Origin of the sequence: Nonomuraea sp. 3N208 (assembly GCF_052245935.1) — a bacterium.
Lineage (GTDB): Bacteria > Actinomycetota > Actinomycetes > Streptosporangiales > Streptosporangiaceae > Nonomuraea.
Window position 1 is genome coordinate 69,806 of the sequence record NZ_JBQQBR010000018.1, and the last position, 17,141, is coordinate 86,946.

Sequence of the window (17,141 nt, forward strand, 5' to 3'; positions counted from 1 at the left end):
GGTCACTGGCCGGGGCCGCCGCCGCTGAGGAGTCCAGCCGGCACGATCAGGGCCTGGGCGCGCCCGGCGGGGAAGGCCCAGACGTGCTTGCCGGCCGCGATCACCAGCGCGAGCGGCGCCCGCAGCCCGAGCCTGATCACGCGCAGCGCGGCACCGGCGGCCGGGGCCAGCGCGAACAGGTCACGTCCGCCGCCCGCCAGGACCCCATTGGCGCAGACGAGGAACGGCACCGGCCCGTCCGGGGCGCCCACGAGCCGCCTCGGCTCACCCGACCAGGCCGAGACGCGCAGCAGCCCGCCCCGCACGCTGATCCACAGGGAGCCGGCGCACACGGCCATGCCGCCGCGCTCGCGCTGCCCGAGGTCGACCTCCCTGGGGCCGCCCCGCAGCAGGGTGTCCCGTGTCGAGGTCCACCACAGTCGTCCGCCCTCCACGGCGCACGCGTCCAGGCCCGGCAGCTCCACCGGCTCCCCTAATCGGCCCGGTCCGGCCAGCCTGCGTGCCTGGTCGGCGGCGACGGCCCAGATCTCCCCGCCGCCGGCGAGCACCCGACCGTCGAAGTGCGCGCTGGCCAGCGGCGTGCCGGCGGGGTCGAGCCAGTACACCCGGCGGCCCGCGGTCCCGGCCAGCGTCCCCTGCAGCGTGCCCTCGGGCGCCGCCGTCCCCGCGAACGTCCTGGGCACCATCACCGTCTCCGGCAACGTTCCCGGCACGCCCGGCGTGCCGGCCACCGTCCCCGGCACCGCCGCCAGAGACAGGAGCTCCGGCGGGCGTGCCCTCTTGTGACCGCCGGTCTCCGAACGGCGCAGCGGCGTGCCGGACGTCGTGTAGGCCCGTACTCCGTCGGTGCCCGCGCACCACACGGTGGTTCCGTCCGACGCGGCCGCCCGGATGGGCCGGGGCAGGTCGATCTTCGTGAGGGAGAAGTCCATGCGCTGACCCTTACCCGGGACTGCGGCCTCCCCTCAGCCCGCCATGGCGCCGAACGGGGAGGTGGCCCCGCCGTCAGGCAGGCGTACCAGCACCGGCGGGATGTCGATCTGCCAGCCCTCGACCAGGGCGCCGCGCAGCAGCTCGTCGGGGATTACCGGCAGCAAGTGGTCGGGGACGCCGAAGTCGCTTTCGGAGACGGTGCACACCTTGGTCTGCACTCCCTCCGGCAGACAGCCCGCCAGCTGGATCCCGGCCGCAACAACGTCCGCCGCTTCGTCAGCCAAACCTCTCTTGGATGGGTCTCCACGCAACGAGCGGAAGCGCAAGAAGGCATTCGACCCCCTCGTGTAAACTGTCGCGCCCACGTAGGTATCCGCGCCTTCATGTCGAAGGCAAGCAGTTCCAGCACCTGGAGAAGCGTGCCAGCGCAGTGCATTTGCGCTCCGGCTACATCTACTACCTCATTCCTTATTCTAGTTTGGTTAGGTCGATCAGTAGATAGACGTGAGGCCCGGCCTCATTCTCCTTGAACGCCTTTGCAATCTCAGGTTTCTTGATATGGAACGGCTCGAGCATATTCAGGGACATCGCCGTAAGGGAAACCTTTTCCCATTTTGGGGATGTCATTCTGATTAGATCTTGGCTGTTGTAAGCATTTGTCCAGCCACGCCGCTGCAGCTGATCACGCGCAGAGTCGAGCGCTTCAGGAAAAGTATTCTTTCCGACGTCAACAATCAGTATATCCACAACTTGAATGGTCTTCTTATATTCAAGTTCTTCGGTGGTGCGCGCTACAATCTCTCCGATAGCACCTACCTCGCGGACTGCGGCAGCATCGACCTCCAGTCGGAGACTGGACAGCCACGGCAGCTCACAGCCGGCAATGCTCGTCAGCACCCACAGCGCAATGAGCGCATGCACACCTCTTCGAAGATTACCTCTCCGGCCAGCTAAGGCAAGCCTGGCCCACATATTGTCCATTCTCCTCGTCTTGTTTAATACGGCCATGTAGACACCGCCGCCCCTCTGCATACTGCGTTGCCAACGCACTCCCAGTAGGCGTTGGCGGCCTTCTTCGCCCAGCCATTCATCGCATCGAGGCGCTCTTGCGCGTCTGTATCCTCAATCGCCCCCTTGCGCCACTTGGTAAAATTACGCCATGTGAGTTCTCCCGTTTTCTTGTCTATGACTACTCCCGAACACCCGCAGTAGGCAGTTGCCGCTTCTGCCCAATCGATGTCTCGGTAATGGTCTTGCCTGTCCCCTAGAGGAATCTTGATCTTCGCCTTCAGGTACTTGAGCCACATGGCGGCAAGGTTGATCGAATCTACAGGCCGCAGCAACGCGTCGATAGCCTGATCGGTACTGATATCTTTGTGGTGATATTCCTTGGCGACGAGCTATGCCTTCCAGGGCTCGAGCTGGGCGAGGCCGAAGGATCCATTGGTTTTTCCGTTCACGAGAATTACGATATCCTTTTCTCCGCCTTTGGCCATCCTGTGAATCTTCACCTCTGCATCCATCATCTCGTAGATAAGGACTGCCGTGAGAGTATTATTATCTACGTTCCATTTCTTAGCCGCTGCACTGATATCGCCAGCGTAGGCCACAAGTAGCCAATATTTCAGGAAGAACTCGTCGCGGCCTTGCGCTGACGGGGTCTTGACACCCCGAACGATACTCAGCATCTGTTTTGTGTTGAGACGGCTCTTATTCGGCAAGCCAAGGTCCGGAATCTTGAATCCGGCCAGCCGCGGGTCGTTCGGATTGGCCTTGGCCGCCCTGATCATGTCCTCAAAGCTATCCAGTCCACCCGCCTTGACCCAATTGAGCGCCAACTCTTTGTTTTTCATCCCTGGTGTCCAATTCTCCATGTACGAGTTCTGGACCTTTTCGCTGGCGAACCAGAAGTTGGGCTGGTCGACGGGCCGGCCGTTGGGCATGACCCTCCGACGATCAACGTAAAGAAATCCGACCTATCCGACAAGACGTGCGATTATCACAAATTAGAAAACAAACTTATCCAATCCGGTAAGACACACTCCGTTATCGGTCAGGCGGGACGTCACGAAAGCGCCGGTGCGTACCGGTCGAGCGTGCCGCAGTAACCAGAGCACGCTTCGACGTCCCTTGCCTTCCCGTCAAGGGACAAAGTGCAGTTACAACCCGACACCACGCACGCCGTTGTAGCGCCAGCGGTCAACGGCCCGGATGTAGCGCAGGAGGAGGGGAGAAGTCGGCGACCGTCGTCCGCGTTCGGCGATCGTGCATCCTCTTGCCCGACCGCCTACCAGCAGGATGAGCGGCCGGTCCATCAGATAGGCGGCCAGCGCTTTGGCCTGCTCATCCACGCCCCTCGGTGGCCGATCAGGCTGGGGACCTGCGACCTGTGTAGCGACCTCCGTTGGCGGGAGCGGGTGAGCACCACAACGGCTGCGTTCAACAGGTGGTGTTCCTCCAGCAGGGTGATCCTGGAGAGGACCGGCGAGTCGGCCTCGAGGTGGCGGCGCGGGTGTGGATCTCAGACGCGGATCGCGATCGGGTCGTCGGGGTCGGCGGCCTGGTCGGCGTCGTGCGCGGGGATGGTGACCGGCATGCCCTCGATCTCGGCGGTCAGGCGGCTGCCCTGCTGGATGACCTCCACCACCGACGGGACGTACCAGTCGTGGCCGCGGGGGCCGCCCTGGGCGTCGAGCGTGGGGCGGATGACGATCCAGCCCTCCCCGGCGGCGGTCAGGTGCGGGCCGAAGTCGCCGAGCATCTGCGCTCGGCCTTCGGCGTGGGCCGGCAACGCCGAGGCTCTCGGGGAGTTCTGCGAGCGGGTCGGCTTGGCGGTGAGCAACGCCAAGGAGTGGCGGGCAACGGCGGCCGCGGCCTCGCCGGAGCTACCCTCAGCGACCTGCGGTAACCCGCTCCAAGACCTGCTCCAGTTCGTGGGCCGGGGCTAGCGGGGAGCGCCACGTCAGACGCAGGTCGTCGCCGCGCCAGCGCGGGACCACATGCACGTGAAAGTGGAAGACATCCTAGCCGGCGGCCTCGCCTGTGTTGTGCTTCACGTTCACGCCCTCGGGGGCAAGGGCCGTCTTCAGCAGAGCGGCGACTCGATGCACCATGTCGGCGACCTCGCCGTGAGAGACCTCGGAGATCTCCCACACGTCGCGCGCATGCACACGCGGAACCACCAACGTGTGTCCCGGAGACACAGGTCTGATGTTCAAGAACGCAAGCGTGTGCTCATCCTCGAGCACCCGATAGGACGGCAACAGACCGGCCACGATCTTGCAGAAGGTGCAGTCGCTCATCCACGCAATGATCGCATCCGGCCAACCTACTTGACTCACGTGCCTTAAGACCAAGGGGCTGTCGTCCATCGGTGTCGACCTGATCCAGGAGGGTGACCCCCAGGGCTTGATCAAGTTCCGTAGGTGTCCGGATCGCTGTTGATGCCCAGGATGGGGAGTGCTCGTTGGGGCTCGTCGCGGATTGCCCGGGTGGTCTTGGCGGTGTTGTCGGCTCCGAGGGCTTTCAGCACGCCGATGGCGAGGTTGCGCAGGGTCGTCATGGCCCGAGCGCAGCGGAGTGCGCGGTAGTCAGACCGGTGGCCCCCGCAAGATCCGCCAGTAGACGTGCCCCGGCATGCCCGACCGCCCCCGAACCGTCAGCGGAGACCTCGAGCTGGGAACGAGAACCGATACCCTGCACGCAGAAAGTGCCTTCCGCTTGGACCAACAGACCCTCTCGACAAGGTTCATCGTCCCAGCTCAGAAGGAACTTTCGTGTTTCCGTCCCCTTCCGTCCTCATCCCAGCCGAAACGCCGAGGCCGGCGCAACGCCACACGAGACCAGACCCGACGACCAAGACCCCGAGCTGCCTGAGAAGTTCAAAACCAGGCACTGACGGAGATGTCCGAGGTTAGGACCGGAAGGCGTGAGGTGCGAGCAGGCCCAGGTCGCGAGCGCGGACGACGGTCTCGGCCCGGCGGTGGGTGGCGAGCTTGGCGTACAGGTTGCGCATGTGAGTCTTGACAGTGTTAACCGAGACATGCAATTCGCCCGCGATTTCCGGCGCGGTCAGGTTGGTCGGCAGATAGCGCAGCACGCGCAGTTCGCTGTCGCTCAGCGGCTCGAGCGGCGACGGGCTCCACCCAGGCAGCGGCGCGGGCACGCGCCCGGCGAGCAGGCCCCGGATCTCGCCGATCAGGGCCGCATGCGTGGTGCCGCGCCGGGCATGGCGCTCCAGGAGGGCGGGAACCGGATGCAGCACGAAGGCTGAGAGCGCAGTGTCGGGCTCGGCGAGGTCGAGCGCTCGCTCCAGTGCGCGGCCAGCGGCATCCGGGTCGCCGAGAGTGTCCCGGGCAGCCGCCTCCAGCGTGAAGCCCAGCGTTAGGAAGGCCCGGGCCGGTCGGGCGGAGCCGTCCAGGACCGGCGCGAGCGCGACGGTCGCCCCGTGCGGGTCGGCCTGGGCGAGCCGCAGTTCGGCTGTGGCGATGCGCACCTCCCCGTGCTCTCGCTCTCGTTCTTCGAGGTCGGCCAGGGTCTCCTCGGCGCGCTGGGTTTCGCCGAGGCGCACCAGGGCGAGCATCAGCAATGCCCGCGCCCGCGGAGCCAGCAGGTGCGGCGCGGCCAGAAGCCCGGCTAGCCGTTCGGCGTCCCGCAAAGCGGTCAGCGCGTCGCCGTCCTGACCTCGCACCAGCTCCAAGAACCCGCGGGCATAACGGACCCCCAGCCCGGCCGCGGGGTCGGCCTCCGCGCTGACGATGTGTTCAGCGCGCTGGACCCAGGGCTCAGCCTCCCCGGGCCTTCCCTGCCAGGCGAGCACTGCGCCGAGAATCATGCATGCGACACCTGCCGCCGACTCGTCCGACCAGCCGTGCCGATCGGCCAGCTCGATCGCCTGCCTGCTGAACTCGGCCGCCCGCGCCAACGACCGTGAAGCCTCGATCTCCGCCTGGTGGGCCAGGCCCGTGAACTCAAGATATGGCCGACCGATCCGGCGCGCCAGCGCAATCCCCTCCGCCAGGTACTCTGCCTGGTTGTGGTGGCCGGTCCAGCCCTCGGCATAGCCAAGGCTGATCAGAGCCAGCGCGCGCAAGTCCTCACCCAGGTAAGGCTGTGCCGCCCCCAAAGCCTCGGCCATGGCCTGCAGCCGCTGCGCCGCCTCAGCCTCCGCCAGCGGGTTCCCGCGCTGACGGGCTGCCAGCAGCCCGACGACCCCCGACAAGAGCTCCAGCTGGCCGCGCTGGGGGTCCGGTACCGTCTCCGTACCCCGCTCGGCCAAGCGCAGCAACCGCTCAGCCGCCTTCAGCGACCCCCGGGCCAGCTCATCACCTGCGGCCACCGCCGCCAGCCCGGCATCCGTCGTAAGCAGGCCGGTCGGGAACCCGGCGAGCAGCTCGTGCACGGCACCGGCCCGCCCGTCCAGGTAGAGGCCGGACCAGTGCTCGGCAAGCAGCCGGGCGGCCAGGGACCAGTCCCGCGCCGCCTGGGCATGCCGGACCGCCTCCGCCGGGTATCCGTGCCCGGCAAACCATCCGGCCGCGGCCCGGTGCAGATCGGGGACCTCGCCCGGCGCGGCGCGCCGCAACTCCATCTGCAACAGCCCGGCGAACATCTGGTGATAGCGGAACTCCGAACGTGCAGCGTCCAGTGACAGGACGAACACGTTCGCCTGTTCCAGGTCCTGCAGCACCCGCTCCCCGCCCTCGCCCCCGGCCAGCAGGTCGGCCAGCTCCCCGTTGACTCGCTCCAGGATGGAAGTCCGCAGCAGCAGCCACCGCACCGGGTCGGGCTGCCGGTCCAGCACCTCGGCCAACAGGTACTCCGCCACCGTCCGCTCGGTGCCGGAGAACTCCGCAGCGAACCGCGACGGATCGGGGTGCCCGGCCGCCGCCAACGCGGCCAGCCGCAGCCCCGCCGCCCACCCTTCAGTCCGATCGTGCAGCACCGCCACCGCCGACTCGGGCAGTTCAACCCCGGCCGCGGCGAGCAGTTCCTCCGTCTCGGTCAGGCTGAACCGCAGATCACCCGCTCGGATCTCGGCGAGGTCCCCCTCCAGCCGCATCCGGTGCAGCCCCAGCCGCACGTTATGCCGCGCGGCGAGCACGAACCGCAGCGTCTGCGGGGCACGCATCATCAGCAGCTCCAGTTGCCGCAGCGTGTCCGGACCCAGCTTATGCACGTCATCAACCACCAGCCACAACTGCTCCTCCAGCGACGCCAGGTCCTTCAGCAGCCGCTCCGTGATCGCCCACCCGTCCAGGTCCGGCGCCGCCGTCAACTCCCGCACCAGCGCCGCCCCTGGGCGTGTCCGGCGAAGCGCGCCGAGCACTGATAGCCAGAATCCCTGCGGATCCCGCTCATCCCGCCCCGCTGCCACCCACGCAGCGCACTCCTCCAGGCCCGTCTGGCTGATCCAGGAACGCAGCAACACGGTCTTGCCGCTGCCGGGCGGCGCCGACACCAGCGTCACTCGGGCCGGCCCGCTCAACCGCCCCAACAGCTCAGGACGGGCCACAACCCCTCCCGCACCAAGATGAGCCGCCCGCACCGGCCCGGCATCTGCTCCCTCGCCAGTTCCCACACCTGGAATAATCCCACGGCGCCTTGGTCAGGCTGGCGACGCATTCACACCTGACAGACATCCCCTGCTCACCCAGCAGCGGCACCCACCAGTCTGGATCGCTGCCTTCAGCAACGCCGGCACGGTCAGCAGCGAGCCGCACCACTGTCGCCACTGCCCGGGCGAGCTCCTGTTCCGAGTATCTCGTCAACGAGATACTCCGGGCAGATCCGGTTTGCCCAGCAGGTTCGGCGGCGGGGCAGGCAAGGAGGATGTGGATGGCGGACGCGACCCGGTGGGGCACGAACCCGTTCGGATGCCCAATGGCGGCTTGCCCCTTTCGCGCGTTCGATGTGATTCCCGCAGCGGGCAGGCCCGGGGTCAAGCGGATCGCGCCGGTGGCTTCGCCGCGCGGCTCGTTGATTGCCTCTCGGCGCGTGCCGGGCACGATCAATCACACCAATCAGGTGACCCCCGCTCACACGGCTGGTCTCTAGCGTTTGGTCATAGGCACACGTGAGGAGACCACGGATATGAAGGCAGTGCGATACAACCAGTACGGCGGCGTTGACGTCCTCCAGGTAGAGGACATCCCGTCCCCGTCAGCCGGCCCCGGCCAGGCGCTGGTGCGAGTCAAGGCGGCAGGCCTGAACCCCGCCGAGGCTCACACCCGGGAAGGCCACATGCAGGCGGTGTATTCCGTGACGTTCCCGGCGGGGCAGGGCCACGACCTGGCCGGGGTAGTGGTGTCAGTGGGCGAAGGCGTAACCGAGGTCGCCGTTGGCGATGAGGTGATCGGCTGGGTGGATCCGCTGTCGAGCCAGGCGCAGTACGTGGTCGCGGAGGCGGACCACCTGATCCCGAAACCTGCTGGCGTGACGTGGGAGGTCGCAGGCGCGCTCGCGTCCGCGGGGTTCACCGCTTGGGCGGCCGTCCGGGCCGTGGAGCCGGCCGCAGGGGACACGGTGGTCGTGGCGGGGGCGGCCGGCGGGGTCGGCTCGATCGCGGTCCAGCTGGCCGTGCGGGCCGGGGCGACTGTCATCGGCCTGGCGAGCGAGCACAACCACGACTGGCTGACTGCGCACGGCGTGACCCCAGTGACCTACGGACCGGGCGTGGCCGACCGGATCCGGGCAGCGGCGGTGTACGGCAAGGTCGACGCGTTCATCGACACTCAGGGCGCGGACTACGTCGAGATTGCGCTCGACGACCTGGGCGTCGCACCCGGGCGGTTCAACACGATCGTACGGTTCGACGCGGTGCAGACGCACGGCATCAAGTTCGAGGGGTACGAGGTCGGCGTTAGCTCCGGCGCTGCGGTACTCGCGGAGCTGGCCGGCCTGATCGCCGCCGGCGACCTGGAGATCCCGATCGCCGCGACCTACCCGCTGGCCGAGGTCCGCAAGGCCTTCGATCAGCTTGAGGGCGGCCATGTCCGAGGCAAGATCGTCTTGGTCCCTTGAAGGCCCGTAGAACTCCCAGTTCCGCAGTCAGCGCAAACCACGAAGGAAGAACCATGCAGGTCGACAGCGGTGGCATCAAGCTGAACGTCGAACTCCACGGGCCAGAAGAAGGGAAACCGGTCTTGCTGTTGCACGGTTTTCCGGACACCGGCCGCGTGTGGTCCAAGCAGATAGCGCCACTCACCGAGGCAGGCCTCCGGCTGATCGTCCCTGACCAGCGAGGCTACGGCCGTTCGGGCAAGCCGAGCGACATCGAGGCGTACAAGATTGCCAGTCTCGCCGCCGACCCGGTTGCCATCCTCGACCAGCTGGGCCTGGAGAAGGCGGCGGTCGTTGGGCACGACTGGGGCGCGAACGTGGCGTGGAGCATGGCCACGTTCGCCCCGCAGCGGGTTGACCGGCTGGCAGTGCTTTCGGTCGGCCACCCGTCGGTGCGTCGGCCTGGCAACATCCTGGAGCGGCAGAGGACCTGGTACATGCTGCTCTTCCAGTTCGAGGAGATCGCTGAGCGCTGGCTGTCCGACAACGAATGGACGAACTTCCGGAACTTGTTCCAACACCCCGACGCCGACGCCGTGATCGCCGACCTGGAAGCCAGCGGGTCCCTGACCCCGGCCATCAACTGGTACCGGGCCAACTTCCACCCCAAGATGCTCGTCGAGTCGCCGCCCGAGTTGCCCAAAATCACCGTGCCCACGATGGGGATATGGGGTTCAGCCGACTTCAACGCGGGCGACGAACGAATGGCCGCCTCCCGCGAGTTCATCGCCGCTCCCTGGCGCTACGAACGGCTCGACGGACCAGGCCACTGGCCGCAGTGGGAAGCCCCCGATGAGGTCAACCGGCCTCTCCTGGACTTCCTCACCTCCTAGCCCCGCCGTTTCGGTTGGGACGGTGAGGCGTCACCGAGGGTAACTGTAGGGTGACCGACGCGATTTCAGTGAGCCTTCGCCCTCTTCGAACGCGCTGGTCGGAGGCCATGGCGTGATCCACGGTGGGGGTGCTCGTGCTGTTCGTGGGCGGCAGTCTGCGGTCTTGATCGTCTGACAGGCCGGGTTGGTGCGGTTTTGCTGGTTCCTGCGCGCCATAGCCCGGGCGTCGCCTTCGATCCGCTGCATGGTGGAAGTCCGAGATCGCGGAACGGATCGCCGCACGGCGTGCGGAGACCCCTGACCGTCTCTGGAGAGCTCCTGGGAGTAATCCGGGAGAAAAGATCGGCTCTCCGGGCACCCCACACTCATTGAACCGGAGAGGCGAATTTCAGCGGCGGGCCCGAGGGTGTTCCTCGCCCGCTCTGCGGGCGACGTTGCGCAGCGACGCGTCGGCGCCTTGCTCGGTCACGACGTCGCGCGCGACCACGAGCAGGCGGTCGTAGTTCTTCCTCGCGTCGGCTCGCATATGCGCCTCCCGGCGGGCAAGCGGTGCAGTGCCCCGAATAGTACGGATCGCTGCTCCGCTTAGAGCAGCTCAGCCGTCTATACCTGAGGTGCTCCTCATAAACGGCGCCCAGTCATCGGTCGGCCGCGGGGCCGACAGAAAGGCAAGTCTCACCATGTCGAAACTGGATGGCAAGGTCGCGGTGATCACCGGAGCAACTGCCGGGATGGCGTTGGCGACGGCCAAACTGTTCGTGGCCGAAGGCGCCCACGTGTTCATCACCGGTCGGCGCAAGGAAAAGCTAGACGAGGCGGTGGCCGCGATCGGTCACAATGTGACGGCCGTGCAGGCCCACTCGGGCGATCTGGACGACCTCGCCCGCCTGGCCGAGACCGTGCGGGAACAGCAAGGACGGGTCGACGTCCTGTTTGCCAGCGCCGGCATCAGCTCGGTGTCCGAACCACTGGGCACCGTCACCCCGGAGTCGTTCGACGCCATGGTGGGCGTCAACTTCCGAGGCACCCTGTTCACCGTCCAAAATTTGCTGCCGCTGATGAGCGATGGCGCCTCGATCATCCTCAACGGCACGACCAGCGCGACCAAGGGCATCCCCGGTGCTGGGGTGTACTCGGCCAGCAAGGCGGCCCTGCGATCACTCGCCCGGACCTGGGCTGCGGAACTGAAGGACCGCGGTATCCGGGTGAACGTCCTCAGCCCCGGCTCGATCGAGACCGCGCTCTTCGGCACCGTCACACCCGAATTCCGCGAGCAGATCATCTCCGCCATCCCCCTGGGACGGCTCGGGACCAGCGAGGAAATCGCGACCGCCGCGCTGTTCTTCGCCTCCGCGGACTCCAGCTTCGTCACCGGCACCAACCTGGTCGTCGACGGCGGTTTTGGCCAGATCTGAGGGCTCAGGTCTGACTGCTCCGATCCGACAGCTCGGCGTCCGGACCACTCGTTCTTTCGTTCCACCACCGTTCCAACGACAAGATCTTCGCTCAATGGGCTAGTTCCATCCTGAATCCGCAGGTGGAGGGCCTTGCCTGAGTTCGGCTGGGCTACTTGGGCAGGTGAGGGCGGGAGATCATGGTGGGTGATCATCCGTCAGCGGTTGACTTCGAGGGTGGTCAGCACGAGCAGGGCGCGCAGCAGGGTGGTGGCCTGGGTTGAGGTCGGTGCGCAGTTGGGTCAGCACGCGCCAGGCTTTCAGGTGGGCGAAGCCGTGCTCGACGGGGGCGCGCTCGGCCGCGAGTAGACGGTTGGCCTGTCGCCTGGCCGGGGTGAGGGGGCGCCAGCGGCTGGCCTTGAATCCGGTGATGATCACGGGATCGTCGTTTGGTTGATCGTCGAGGCCGATGAAGCCGAGGTCGGCGAGGGCGCCCAGGCCGTGTTCGCGCAGTTGGGCGCACAGGTGGTCGTGGCGGGCGGCGGTGATCTCGCTGGCGGCACCGCGCCGGGCGGCTGAGATCCACAGCAACCTGCCGCGGGTGTCGGTTAGGGCCAGGAAGCGCAGACCGTGGCGTTTGTGCTTACCGGAGAAGTTTTTCCGGTTGTCGCCTCCGGTGCGACGGCGGGTGGGGATTTGGGTGCCGTCCAGCAGCACCACCTCTCCGCCCGCGGCTGCGATCTTTTTCAGGGCGCGCTCCAGGCGGGGGGCGCGGGCGGCCAGCAGGCCGATGGCCTCTTTGACCCAGCGGCCGATGGTGGAGGCCGAGACGTGGTTGCCGCCGGCCAGGTCGGAAAGGCGCTGGTCGTGGCGCAGTATGGCCAGCACGATGATCGCGATCTTGCCTGGTGGGAGTTTGCGCCAGCGTGAGCCGATCGCTTTGAGGTGGCGGCGTAGCAGGTCGGCGAGGAAGGTGATGGTTGTGGTGGACAGCGGGAGGCGGACGGTGTAGACAGCGGAGGTGTCGCCCTCGGCGGGCTGTTTGGTTGTGGTAACACGCCGCCATACCTCTGCCGGGGGCGTCGCTTCGCGCTGTACGCGCGGGTGTCGCCGCCGGTCAGGGGTGGATCGCCACCGGTTTGCAGGGGCCGGCCTCCCGGGCCGGAGTGCCGGGATGGTCACGGCGAGGCGGCGAAGCTCCCGTTGGGCATCTTGCGCAGCCAGCCCCGCTCGGCCAGCCGGTTCAGCTTGGCGCGGGTGCCCTCGACCTGGCCCGATGCGGTGCCCAGGCCGGCCGCCCGGCAGATGTTCTTGCAGATGATCGGGCCGCCTGTCGCGCTGACGGTCCGCAGCAGGAGCTGGTAGTCGGCGGGGAGCTCGTCGGGGCCGCAGGCCTGCTGCCGGTAGGGGATCATCATGAAGCCGACTGCTGCCACGGCGTCCAGTACCGGGATGTGACCTGTGGCTTCGTTCGTGCCGTCTGCGCCGTCCGCGGTGAGCAGTTGGGTGACGACCTGCTCGGCGACTTTCATCCGGTCGAGTTCATGCTCCACGTCGGACCCGGCTCGTCACGGACGTTGATCACGTCCTTGAGGCCACCTTCCAGCCCTGGCGCTTCGACAGGGCAGCTGCTGGAGCAGGGTTTGCCGTCGTCGGCGGCCAGGCCTCGCACCCCGGCGATCACCTCGGCTTGGGTCTGGCGGGCGGCCAGCAGCCACGCCATCAGCAGCGTTGGTGTTTCGGCCTTGTCGTGGATGGCCTGGACGAGCTGCCACGGTGTCCAGTCCTCAGCGGCCGCGGTCGCGCGCAGTTCCGCAGAGATCACGTCACGTGACTGGGGATCCACGAGCGCACGGTAATACCGCCACCGGTTCTCGCAAGGGCCCCTGCTGATACGGCATGGGGTTGCAGGGCGGCCGTAACCCGGCTGCGGGTAACTCGCAATTTCCCGGCCCGTACCTGACCGGTTTCTGTTGAGGGGACACACCGTCCCCCGTAAAGGAGGAACCGCCATCTCCATGCCCCCGAACGCGCACCTGACCGCCGCGGCCGCCGCTGCACCCGCCGGGGCAGGCGTCCGGGTCGCTGCTCGCCGGCCTCGACATGAGGATCGCCGAGTCCGGCCCGGCAACCCAGGCGCGCCGGTGCAGCACCGACAACGGGTGCGACACCCAGGCGAACGGCGACTGGTGCCCCAGCACCGTGGGGTGGCTGCCGGGCGCGTCCTTCCGCGCGTGCCCTCCTGCCGCCCCACCCCTCCCCTCTTCGTTGGCCCCCGCCGGCACCCCCGTGAGGGAGTTCTGATGCCCGCTCAGCGTTGCCAGCGTTCCGGGCGCTGGTATGAGCCCGTCGACGCCGCTCTGCTCCGCGCGACCATCACGAGCCCCGCCGCCCCGGCCTGGCCCACCCGGGGCGAAGACGCCGCCCCGTGGTGCGGGTGGCTGGCCGAGGTGTGGGCAGACGACCACGTCGCGCACGCCGTCAGGATCGCCAGCCCCGTCCTGGCCGCTGTCCCTGGCCCGCTACGTCGTGCGGATGCGCAGTCGCGCCACACCGTTCGGGGCTGTTCGCCGGGGTCGCGCCGCTCGCCTTCGGTAGGAGCCCGTCGGCCGAGTGGCGCCCGGACGGCCACCAGGTGCGCGCCCGGGCCAGCGCGATAGTGGCTGGCTCTCGTGATCGCCGAGCTGGAGGGTGACCCGCGCGTGCGGTCCCGACTGCCCGTCGTCCTCAACGACCTGGCCGAGGTGCGCGGCGACCGGCTGATCGTGACCGTACAGCCGCACGCCGCGCTCCCCGCCCGGGCTGCGTCGACGGTGTCGCTCCGACTGATCCCTGCGGTGCGGATCGTGTGCGAGCAGGCGCGCTCCCCGATCGTTGTCGCCGACCTCGCCGCCAAGATCGCGGCCGAGTGCGCGGCCGCGGATGCGGGCGAGATCGACGCGATGCTCGCCCAGCTGATCGCCGGCGGCGTGCTCATCACCGGCTTGCGGCCCCCGTTGGCGTGCCCGGACGGGCTGGCCCACGTCCTTCTCCAGCTGCACGCCACCGGCGCCGCCGAGTTCTTGGGGCAGCTGGTGGCCGAACTGGAGGACATCCATGCGCAGCTGGGCAGCCCCGCCGCGGCGGACGGGTCGCTGAGGGCGCGGATGCGCACGGTGGCCGATGTCGAGCACCCGATGGCCGTGGATCTGCGGCTCGGCTGCGACGTCGTCCTGCCCGCCGCCGTGGCCGAGGAGGCGGCGGCCGCCATCACCGCCCTGGTACGGCTCAGCCCGCACCCGGACGGCAACAAGGGCTGGCAGACCTATCACGGGCGGTTCCTGGAACGGTACGGGACCGGCGCGCTCGTCCCGCTCCCGGCGCTGGTCGACCCGGCGTTCCGGGCTCGGCTTCCCCGACCACTACACCGATAAGGGGCCGGACCTGCCCGCGGAGCTGTCGCGCCGTGACGCCGTGCTCCTGGGGCTCGCCCAGCAGGCCGCCCTCGACCAGGCGCGGCAGATCACCGTGGATGACGCTTTCATCGACGGCCTGCACCCCGACGGCGCCGAGGCGTTGCGGGTGCCGCCCCATCTGGAGGTGTTCGCGGAGGTGTGGGCGCCGTCGATGACGGCGCTGGCCGGCGGCGACTTCCGGGTGGTCCTGTCGGGGGTCAGCCGCAGCGGGGTGTGCCTGGCCGGCCGGTTCACCGGCCTGCTGCCGGAGGCCGAGCAGCAGCGCCGCCAACACCTCTACCGCAACCTGCCGGTGGGGGTGCACCGCGCGATGGCCGCGCAACTGTCCTACCCGCCGTGCCATCTGCACCTGGAGAACGTCACCCGCGCGCCGCGGCTGCTCCCGGCCATGGTCAGCGTGGGCGAGCACCAGCGACGCGACGGGCTCACGCTGCAGGATCTGGCGATCATCGCCGACAACAACGGCATGTACGTGATGTCGCTGCCGGAGCGGCGCCTAGTGGAGCCCGTCGTGGTGAACGCCAGCGCCCGCCATACGATGCCGCCGATCGTGCGGCTGCTGTCGGAGATCCCGCGCGCTCGCCTGGCGCCACGTCGCCGTTGGCACAGACGCCCGCGTCACGCGGGCACGCCGCAACACGCTCGCCCTCAGGCAGGCCCCGCGCCGCCGTGTGGCCGCCCCGATACACGGCCACGCCCCGACACATGACCACACCAAGACACGGCCACGCCCCGACACGGCCGCACCGTGACACGAGGGCGCCGTGACACGAGGGCGCCGTGACACGAGGGCGCCGTGACACGAGGGCGCCGTGACACGAGGGCGCCGTGACACGGGTGTGCGGGGACGGGCCTTGCCGCCGCATGCCGGCCGTCTCGTCGACGGATGGAACCAGCGGCCTCCTCTGGAGAACGGCGTGCACGCGCCAAAGGGGCAGCCCGGTCATCGGCCCAGGTCACCCGGGCTGAGATCATTGGGCTCATGCGTGTTGTGGTGATCGGAAGCGGCATCGTCGGAGCGGGCGCGGCCTACTACCTGAGCGGCCGGGGCGCGGACGTGACGGTGGTGGACGGCGGCTACCAGGGTGAGGCAACACAGGCGGGGGCGGGCATCGTGTGCCCGTGGGTGGACCATCCCGAGGACGACGACTGGTACCGGCTCACCCGCGAGGGCGCCCGTCACTACCCGGACCTGGTGGAGACGCTGGGCGAGGACATCGGGTACGCCAAGGTCGGGGCGCTGCTGGTGGCGGAGGATCCGGCCGACCTGGAGCCGGTGCGTGCCCTGCTACGCCGCCGCCGTCCGGAAGCGCCGGAGATGGGTGAGGTCACCGACGTGGCGGATCCGGCCGAGCTGTTCCCGCCGTTGTCGGACACCCTGAGCGCGCTCCTGGTGCCCGGCGCGGCCCGCGTGGACGGCTGTTCGGTACGCGACGCGCTGCTCAACGCCGCCATCGCCGGGGGCGCCGAGGTGCGTACGGGCGCCGCGAGGCTTACCCCCGGCGGCGAGGTGCTCGTGCACGCCCTGACCGGCCCACCGCCCACCGAGCCGTGGCGCCCGGCCGCCCCACCGCCGCCCGCGGAGCCGCAGGGTGAGGTGAGCGGCGAGACGACGTCCTGGCGGCAGGCCGCGCCGCTCATCCCCTCCGCCCCGCCGCCCGCGACCATGGGGTCGGCCCGCCGGTTCGCCGGCGAGGGCGTTCCGCTCGACGCCGACATGGTGATCGTCGCGGGCGGCGCCTGGACGGGTGAGGTGTGCCGGCCGCTGGGCGTGGAGCTGCCGGTGTTCCCGAGGCGGGGGCAGATCCTGCATGTGACGCTGGAGGGGGTCGACACGGCGTGGTGGCCGATCGTGTTGCCCAGCGCCGGCCCGTACCTGCTGGGTTTCGCCGACTCGCGGGTGTTGATCGGCGCGACGGTGGAGGACGTGGGGTTCGCGCCGCGTGTGACGATGGGCGGCCTCGACGAACTGATCGAGGCAGGGCTGCGGGTGGCGCCCGGGTTGTTCGGGGCGTCGGTGACGGAGACGCGGGTGGGCCTGCGCCCGGTGTACGCGCCGGGCCCGGCCCTGATCGGCCCGCTGACCGATCGCGTGGTGGTGGCGACCGGCCTGTCCGCGTACGGGCTCACGGCGGGCCCGTTCACCGGCAGGATCGCCGCCGCGCTGGCCCTCGGCGAGGAGCCGCCCATCGACGTCACGCCCTACGCGCCGCCCAGCGCGTGAGCGAGAACGGCTCGAGCACCCGCGCGGGCCGCCAGCTCGAACATGCCGGCCACGCGCGTTCACCGGGGCGCTGGCCTGGCGGCTGTCCACGGGTGAGCCGCTCACGGATGCCGCGGCGTTCGCCGCCAGGGTGGGCGCCGCGGACATGACGCCGGGGGCCCGGCCCGTGCGCTTCGACGAATGCGCGCCTCCTCTTGGTTGTCCGGCACGAATACGCCGACCGCACCATGGCATACCGTCG

At 68.8% G+C, this 17,141-nt stretch carries 20 protein-coding genes; 6 read left to right on the top strand and 14 right to left on the bottom strand.

Annotation, left to right across the window (positions count from 1 at the left end; all coding sequences use genetic code 11):
* Positions 1 to 2 precede the first annotated feature (2 nt).
* The 10 genes from ACTWPT_RS26945 to ACTWPT_RS26990 all read right to left on the bottom strand — a co-directional run bounded on the left by ACTWPT_RS26945 (position 3) and on the right by ACTWPT_RS26990 (position 7,447).
* Complete coding sequence (locus ACTWPT_RS26945) at positions 3 to 932, bottom strand: hypothetical protein (protein ID WP_443180242.1); 930 nt, start codon at positions 930 to 932, stop codon at positions 3 to 5.
* A gap of 33 nt (positions 933 to 965) precedes the next feature.
* Entirely contained in the window at positions 966 to 1,217 is a 252-nt protein-coding gene (locus ACTWPT_RS26950; RefSeq protein ID WP_443180243.1) for a hypothetical protein, read from the bottom strand.
* A 184-nt stretch (positions 1,218 to 1,401) separates the two neighbouring features.
* Positions 1,402 to 1,941 (bottom strand): hypothetical protein, encoded by a 540-nt coding sequence (locus ACTWPT_RS26955; RefSeq protein ID WP_443180370.1) that lies wholly within the window; start codon positions 1,939 to 1,941, stop codon positions 1,402 to 1,404.
* A complete protein-coding gene (locus ACTWPT_RS26960) occupies positions 1,868 to 2,020 on the bottom strand; it encodes a Bbp19 family protein (RefSeq protein ID WP_443180244.1) in 153 nt (50 codons plus the stop codon). Before ACTWPT_RS26960 ends, ACTWPT_RS26955 begins: the two co-directional genes overlap by 74 nt.
* Positions 2,021 to 2,333: 313 nt before the next feature.
* Positions 2,334 to 2,876, bottom strand: a complete 543-nt coding sequence (locus ACTWPT_RS26965) for a hypothetical protein (protein WP_443180245.1) — start codon at positions 2,874 to 2,876, stop codon at positions 2,334 to 2,336.
* Positions 2,877 to 3,092: 216 nt separating this feature from the next.
* The gene (locus ACTWPT_RS26970; protein WP_443180246.1) at positions 3,093 to 3,284 is read right to left on the bottom strand and encodes a hypothetical protein; all 192 of its coding nucleotides are present in this window, start codon (positions 3,282 to 3,284) and stop codon (positions 3,093 to 3,095) included.
* A gap of 170 nt (positions 3,285 to 3,454) precedes the next feature.
* Positions 3,455 to 3,781, bottom strand: coding sequence for a hypothetical protein (locus ACTWPT_RS26975; RefSeq protein ID WP_443180247.1), 327 nt, complete (start codon positions 3,779 to 3,781; stop codon positions 3,455 to 3,457).
* A 175-nt stretch (positions 3,782 to 3,956) separates the two neighbouring features.
* The gene (locus tag ACTWPT_RS26980; protein WP_443180248.1) at positions 3,957 to 4,235 is read right to left on the bottom strand and encodes an HIT family protein; all 279 of its coding nucleotides are present in this window, start codon (positions 4,233 to 4,235) and stop codon (positions 3,957 to 3,959) included.
* Positions 4,236 to 4,345: 110 nt separating this feature from the next.
* Positions 4,346 to 4,495: a hypothetical protein gene (locus ACTWPT_RS26985; RefSeq protein ID WP_443180249.1), complete on the bottom strand. Its 150-nt coding sequence runs from the start codon at positions 4,493 to 4,495 to the stop codon at positions 4,346 to 4,348.
* Positions 4,496 to 4,846: 351 nt separating this feature from the next.
* Complete coding sequence (locus ACTWPT_RS26990; protein ID WP_443180250.1) at positions 4,847 to 7,447, bottom strand: LuxR C-terminal-related transcriptional regulator; 2,601 nt, start codon at positions 7,445 to 7,447, stop codon at positions 4,847 to 4,849.
* Positions 7,448 to 8,025: 578 nt separating this feature from the next.
* Here ACTWPT_RS26990 and ACTWPT_RS26995 point away from each other — a divergent pair.
* Both ACTWPT_RS26995 and ACTWPT_RS27000 read left to right on the top strand, forming a co-directional pair.
* A complete protein-coding gene (locus tag ACTWPT_RS26995; RefSeq protein WP_443180251.1) occupies positions 8,026 to 8,955 on the top strand; it encodes an NADP-dependent oxidoreductase in 930 nt (309 codons plus the stop codon).
* Between the two features lie 53 nt (positions 8,956 to 9,008).
* A complete protein-coding gene (locus tag ACTWPT_RS27000; RefSeq protein WP_443180252.1) occupies positions 9,009 to 9,827 on the top strand; it encodes an alpha/beta fold hydrolase in 819 nt (272 codons plus the stop codon).
* Positions 9,828 to 10,215: 388 nt separating this feature from the next.
* Here ACTWPT_RS27000 and ACTWPT_RS27005 read toward each other — a convergent pair whose 3' ends face one another.
* Positions 10,216 to 10,353, bottom strand: a complete 138-nt coding sequence (locus tag ACTWPT_RS27005; protein ID WP_443180253.1) for a hypothetical protein — start codon at positions 10,351 to 10,353, stop codon at positions 10,216 to 10,218.
* 88 nt (positions 10,354 to 10,441) lie between these two features.
* Here ACTWPT_RS27005 and ACTWPT_RS27010 point away from each other — a divergent pair, with 88 nt between their 5' ends.
* Positions 10,442 to 11,242, top strand: coding sequence for an SDR family oxidoreductase (locus tag ACTWPT_RS27010; RefSeq protein ID WP_443180254.1), 801 nt, complete (start codon positions 10,442 to 10,444; stop codon positions 11,240 to 11,242).
* Positions 11,243 to 11,419: 177 nt separating this feature from the next.
* Here the strand turns inward: ACTWPT_RS27010 and ACTWPT_RS27015 are convergent, their stop codons facing one another.
* Genes ACTWPT_RS27015 through ACTWPT_RS27025 form a run of 3 tightly spaced genes read right to left on the bottom strand, consistent with a single transcriptional unit; the run spans position 11,420 to position 13,067 of the window.
* Positions 11,420 to 12,403, bottom strand: coding sequence for a transposase family protein (locus ACTWPT_RS27015; RefSeq protein ID WP_443180255.1), 984 nt, complete (start codon positions 12,401 to 12,403; stop codon positions 11,420 to 11,422).
* Complete coding sequence (locus ACTWPT_RS27020) at positions 12,400 to 12,753, bottom strand: hypothetical protein (RefSeq protein ID WP_443180256.1); 354 nt, start codon at positions 12,751 to 12,753, stop codon at positions 12,400 to 12,402. Before ACTWPT_RS27020 ends, ACTWPT_RS27015 begins: the two co-directional genes overlap by 4 nt.
* Complete coding sequence (locus ACTWPT_RS27025) at positions 12,750 to 13,067, bottom strand: hypothetical protein (RefSeq protein WP_443180257.1); 318 nt, start codon at positions 13,065 to 13,067, stop codon at positions 12,750 to 12,752. Before ACTWPT_RS27025 ends, ACTWPT_RS27020 begins: the two co-directional genes overlap by 4 nt.
* Before the next feature lie 826 nt (positions 13,068 to 13,893).
* Here ACTWPT_RS27025 and ACTWPT_RS27030 point away from each other — a divergent pair.
* The 3 genes from ACTWPT_RS27030 to ACTWPT_RS27040 all read left to right on the top strand — a co-directional run bounded on the left by ACTWPT_RS27030 (position 13,894) and on the right by ACTWPT_RS27040 (position 16,900).
* Complete coding sequence (locus ACTWPT_RS27030) at positions 13,894 to 14,634, top strand: lantibiotic dehydratase (RefSeq protein ID WP_443180258.1); 741 nt, start codon at positions 13,894 to 13,896, stop codon at positions 14,632 to 14,634.
* 22 nt (positions 14,635 to 14,656) lie between these two features.
* Positions 14,657 to 15,385 (top strand): lantibiotic dehydratase, encoded by a 729-nt coding sequence (locus ACTWPT_RS27035; protein ID WP_443180368.1) that lies wholly within the window; start codon positions 14,657 to 14,659, stop codon positions 15,383 to 15,385.
* Between the two features lie 273 nt (positions 15,386 to 15,658).
* Positions 15,659 to 16,900 (top strand): NAD(P)/FAD-dependent oxidoreductase, encoded by a 1,242-nt coding sequence (locus tag ACTWPT_RS27040; protein WP_443180259.1) that lies wholly within the window; start codon positions 15,659 to 15,661, stop codon positions 16,898 to 16,900.
* Positions 16,901 to 17,141 lie beyond the last annotated feature (241 nt).

Coding starts and splice junctions, on each gene's coding strand:
- ACTWPT_RS26955 (WP_443180370.1), bottom strand. CDS start 1,941: ATGGCCGTATTAAACAAGACGAGGAGAATGGACAATATGTGGGCCAGG.
- ACTWPT_RS27000 (WP_443180252.1), top strand. CDS start 9,009: ATGCAGGTCGACAGCGGTGGCATCAAGCTGAACGTCGAACTCCACGGG.
- ACTWPT_RS26985 (WP_443180249.1), bottom strand. CDS start 4,495: ATGACGACCCTGCGCAACCTCGCCATCGGCGTGCTGAAAGCCCTCGGA.
- ACTWPT_RS27005 (WP_443180253.1), bottom strand. CDS start 10,353: ATGCGAGCCGACGCGAGGAAGAACTACGACCGCCTGCTCGTGGTCGCG.
- ACTWPT_RS26945 (WP_443180242.1), bottom strand. CDS start 932: ATGGACTTCTCCCTCACGAAGATCGACCTGCCCCGGCCCATCCGGGCG.
- ACTWPT_RS26995 (WP_443180251.1), top strand. CDS start 8,026: ATGAAGGCAGTGCGATACAACCAGTACGGCGGCGTTGACGTCCTCCAG.
- ACTWPT_RS26980 (WP_443180248.1), bottom strand. CDS start 4,235: ATGAGCGACTGCACCTTCTGCAAGATCGTGGCCGGTCTGTTGCCGTCC.
- ACTWPT_RS26960 (WP_443180244.1), bottom strand. CDS start 2,020: ATGGCTGGGCGAAGAAGGCCGCCAACGCCTACTGGGAGTGCGTTGGCA.
- ACTWPT_RS27040 (WP_443180259.1), top strand. CDS start 15,659: ATGCGTGTTGTGGTGATCGGAAGCGGCATCGTCGGAGCGGGCGCGGCC.
- ACTWPT_RS27020 (WP_443180256.1), bottom strand. CDS start 12,753: ATGAAAGTCGCCGAGCAGGTCGTCACCCAACTGCTCACCGCGGACGGC.
- ACTWPT_RS26965 (WP_443180245.1), bottom strand. CDS start 2,876: ATGCCCAACGGCCGGCCCGTCGACCAGCCCAACTTCTGGTTCGCCAGC.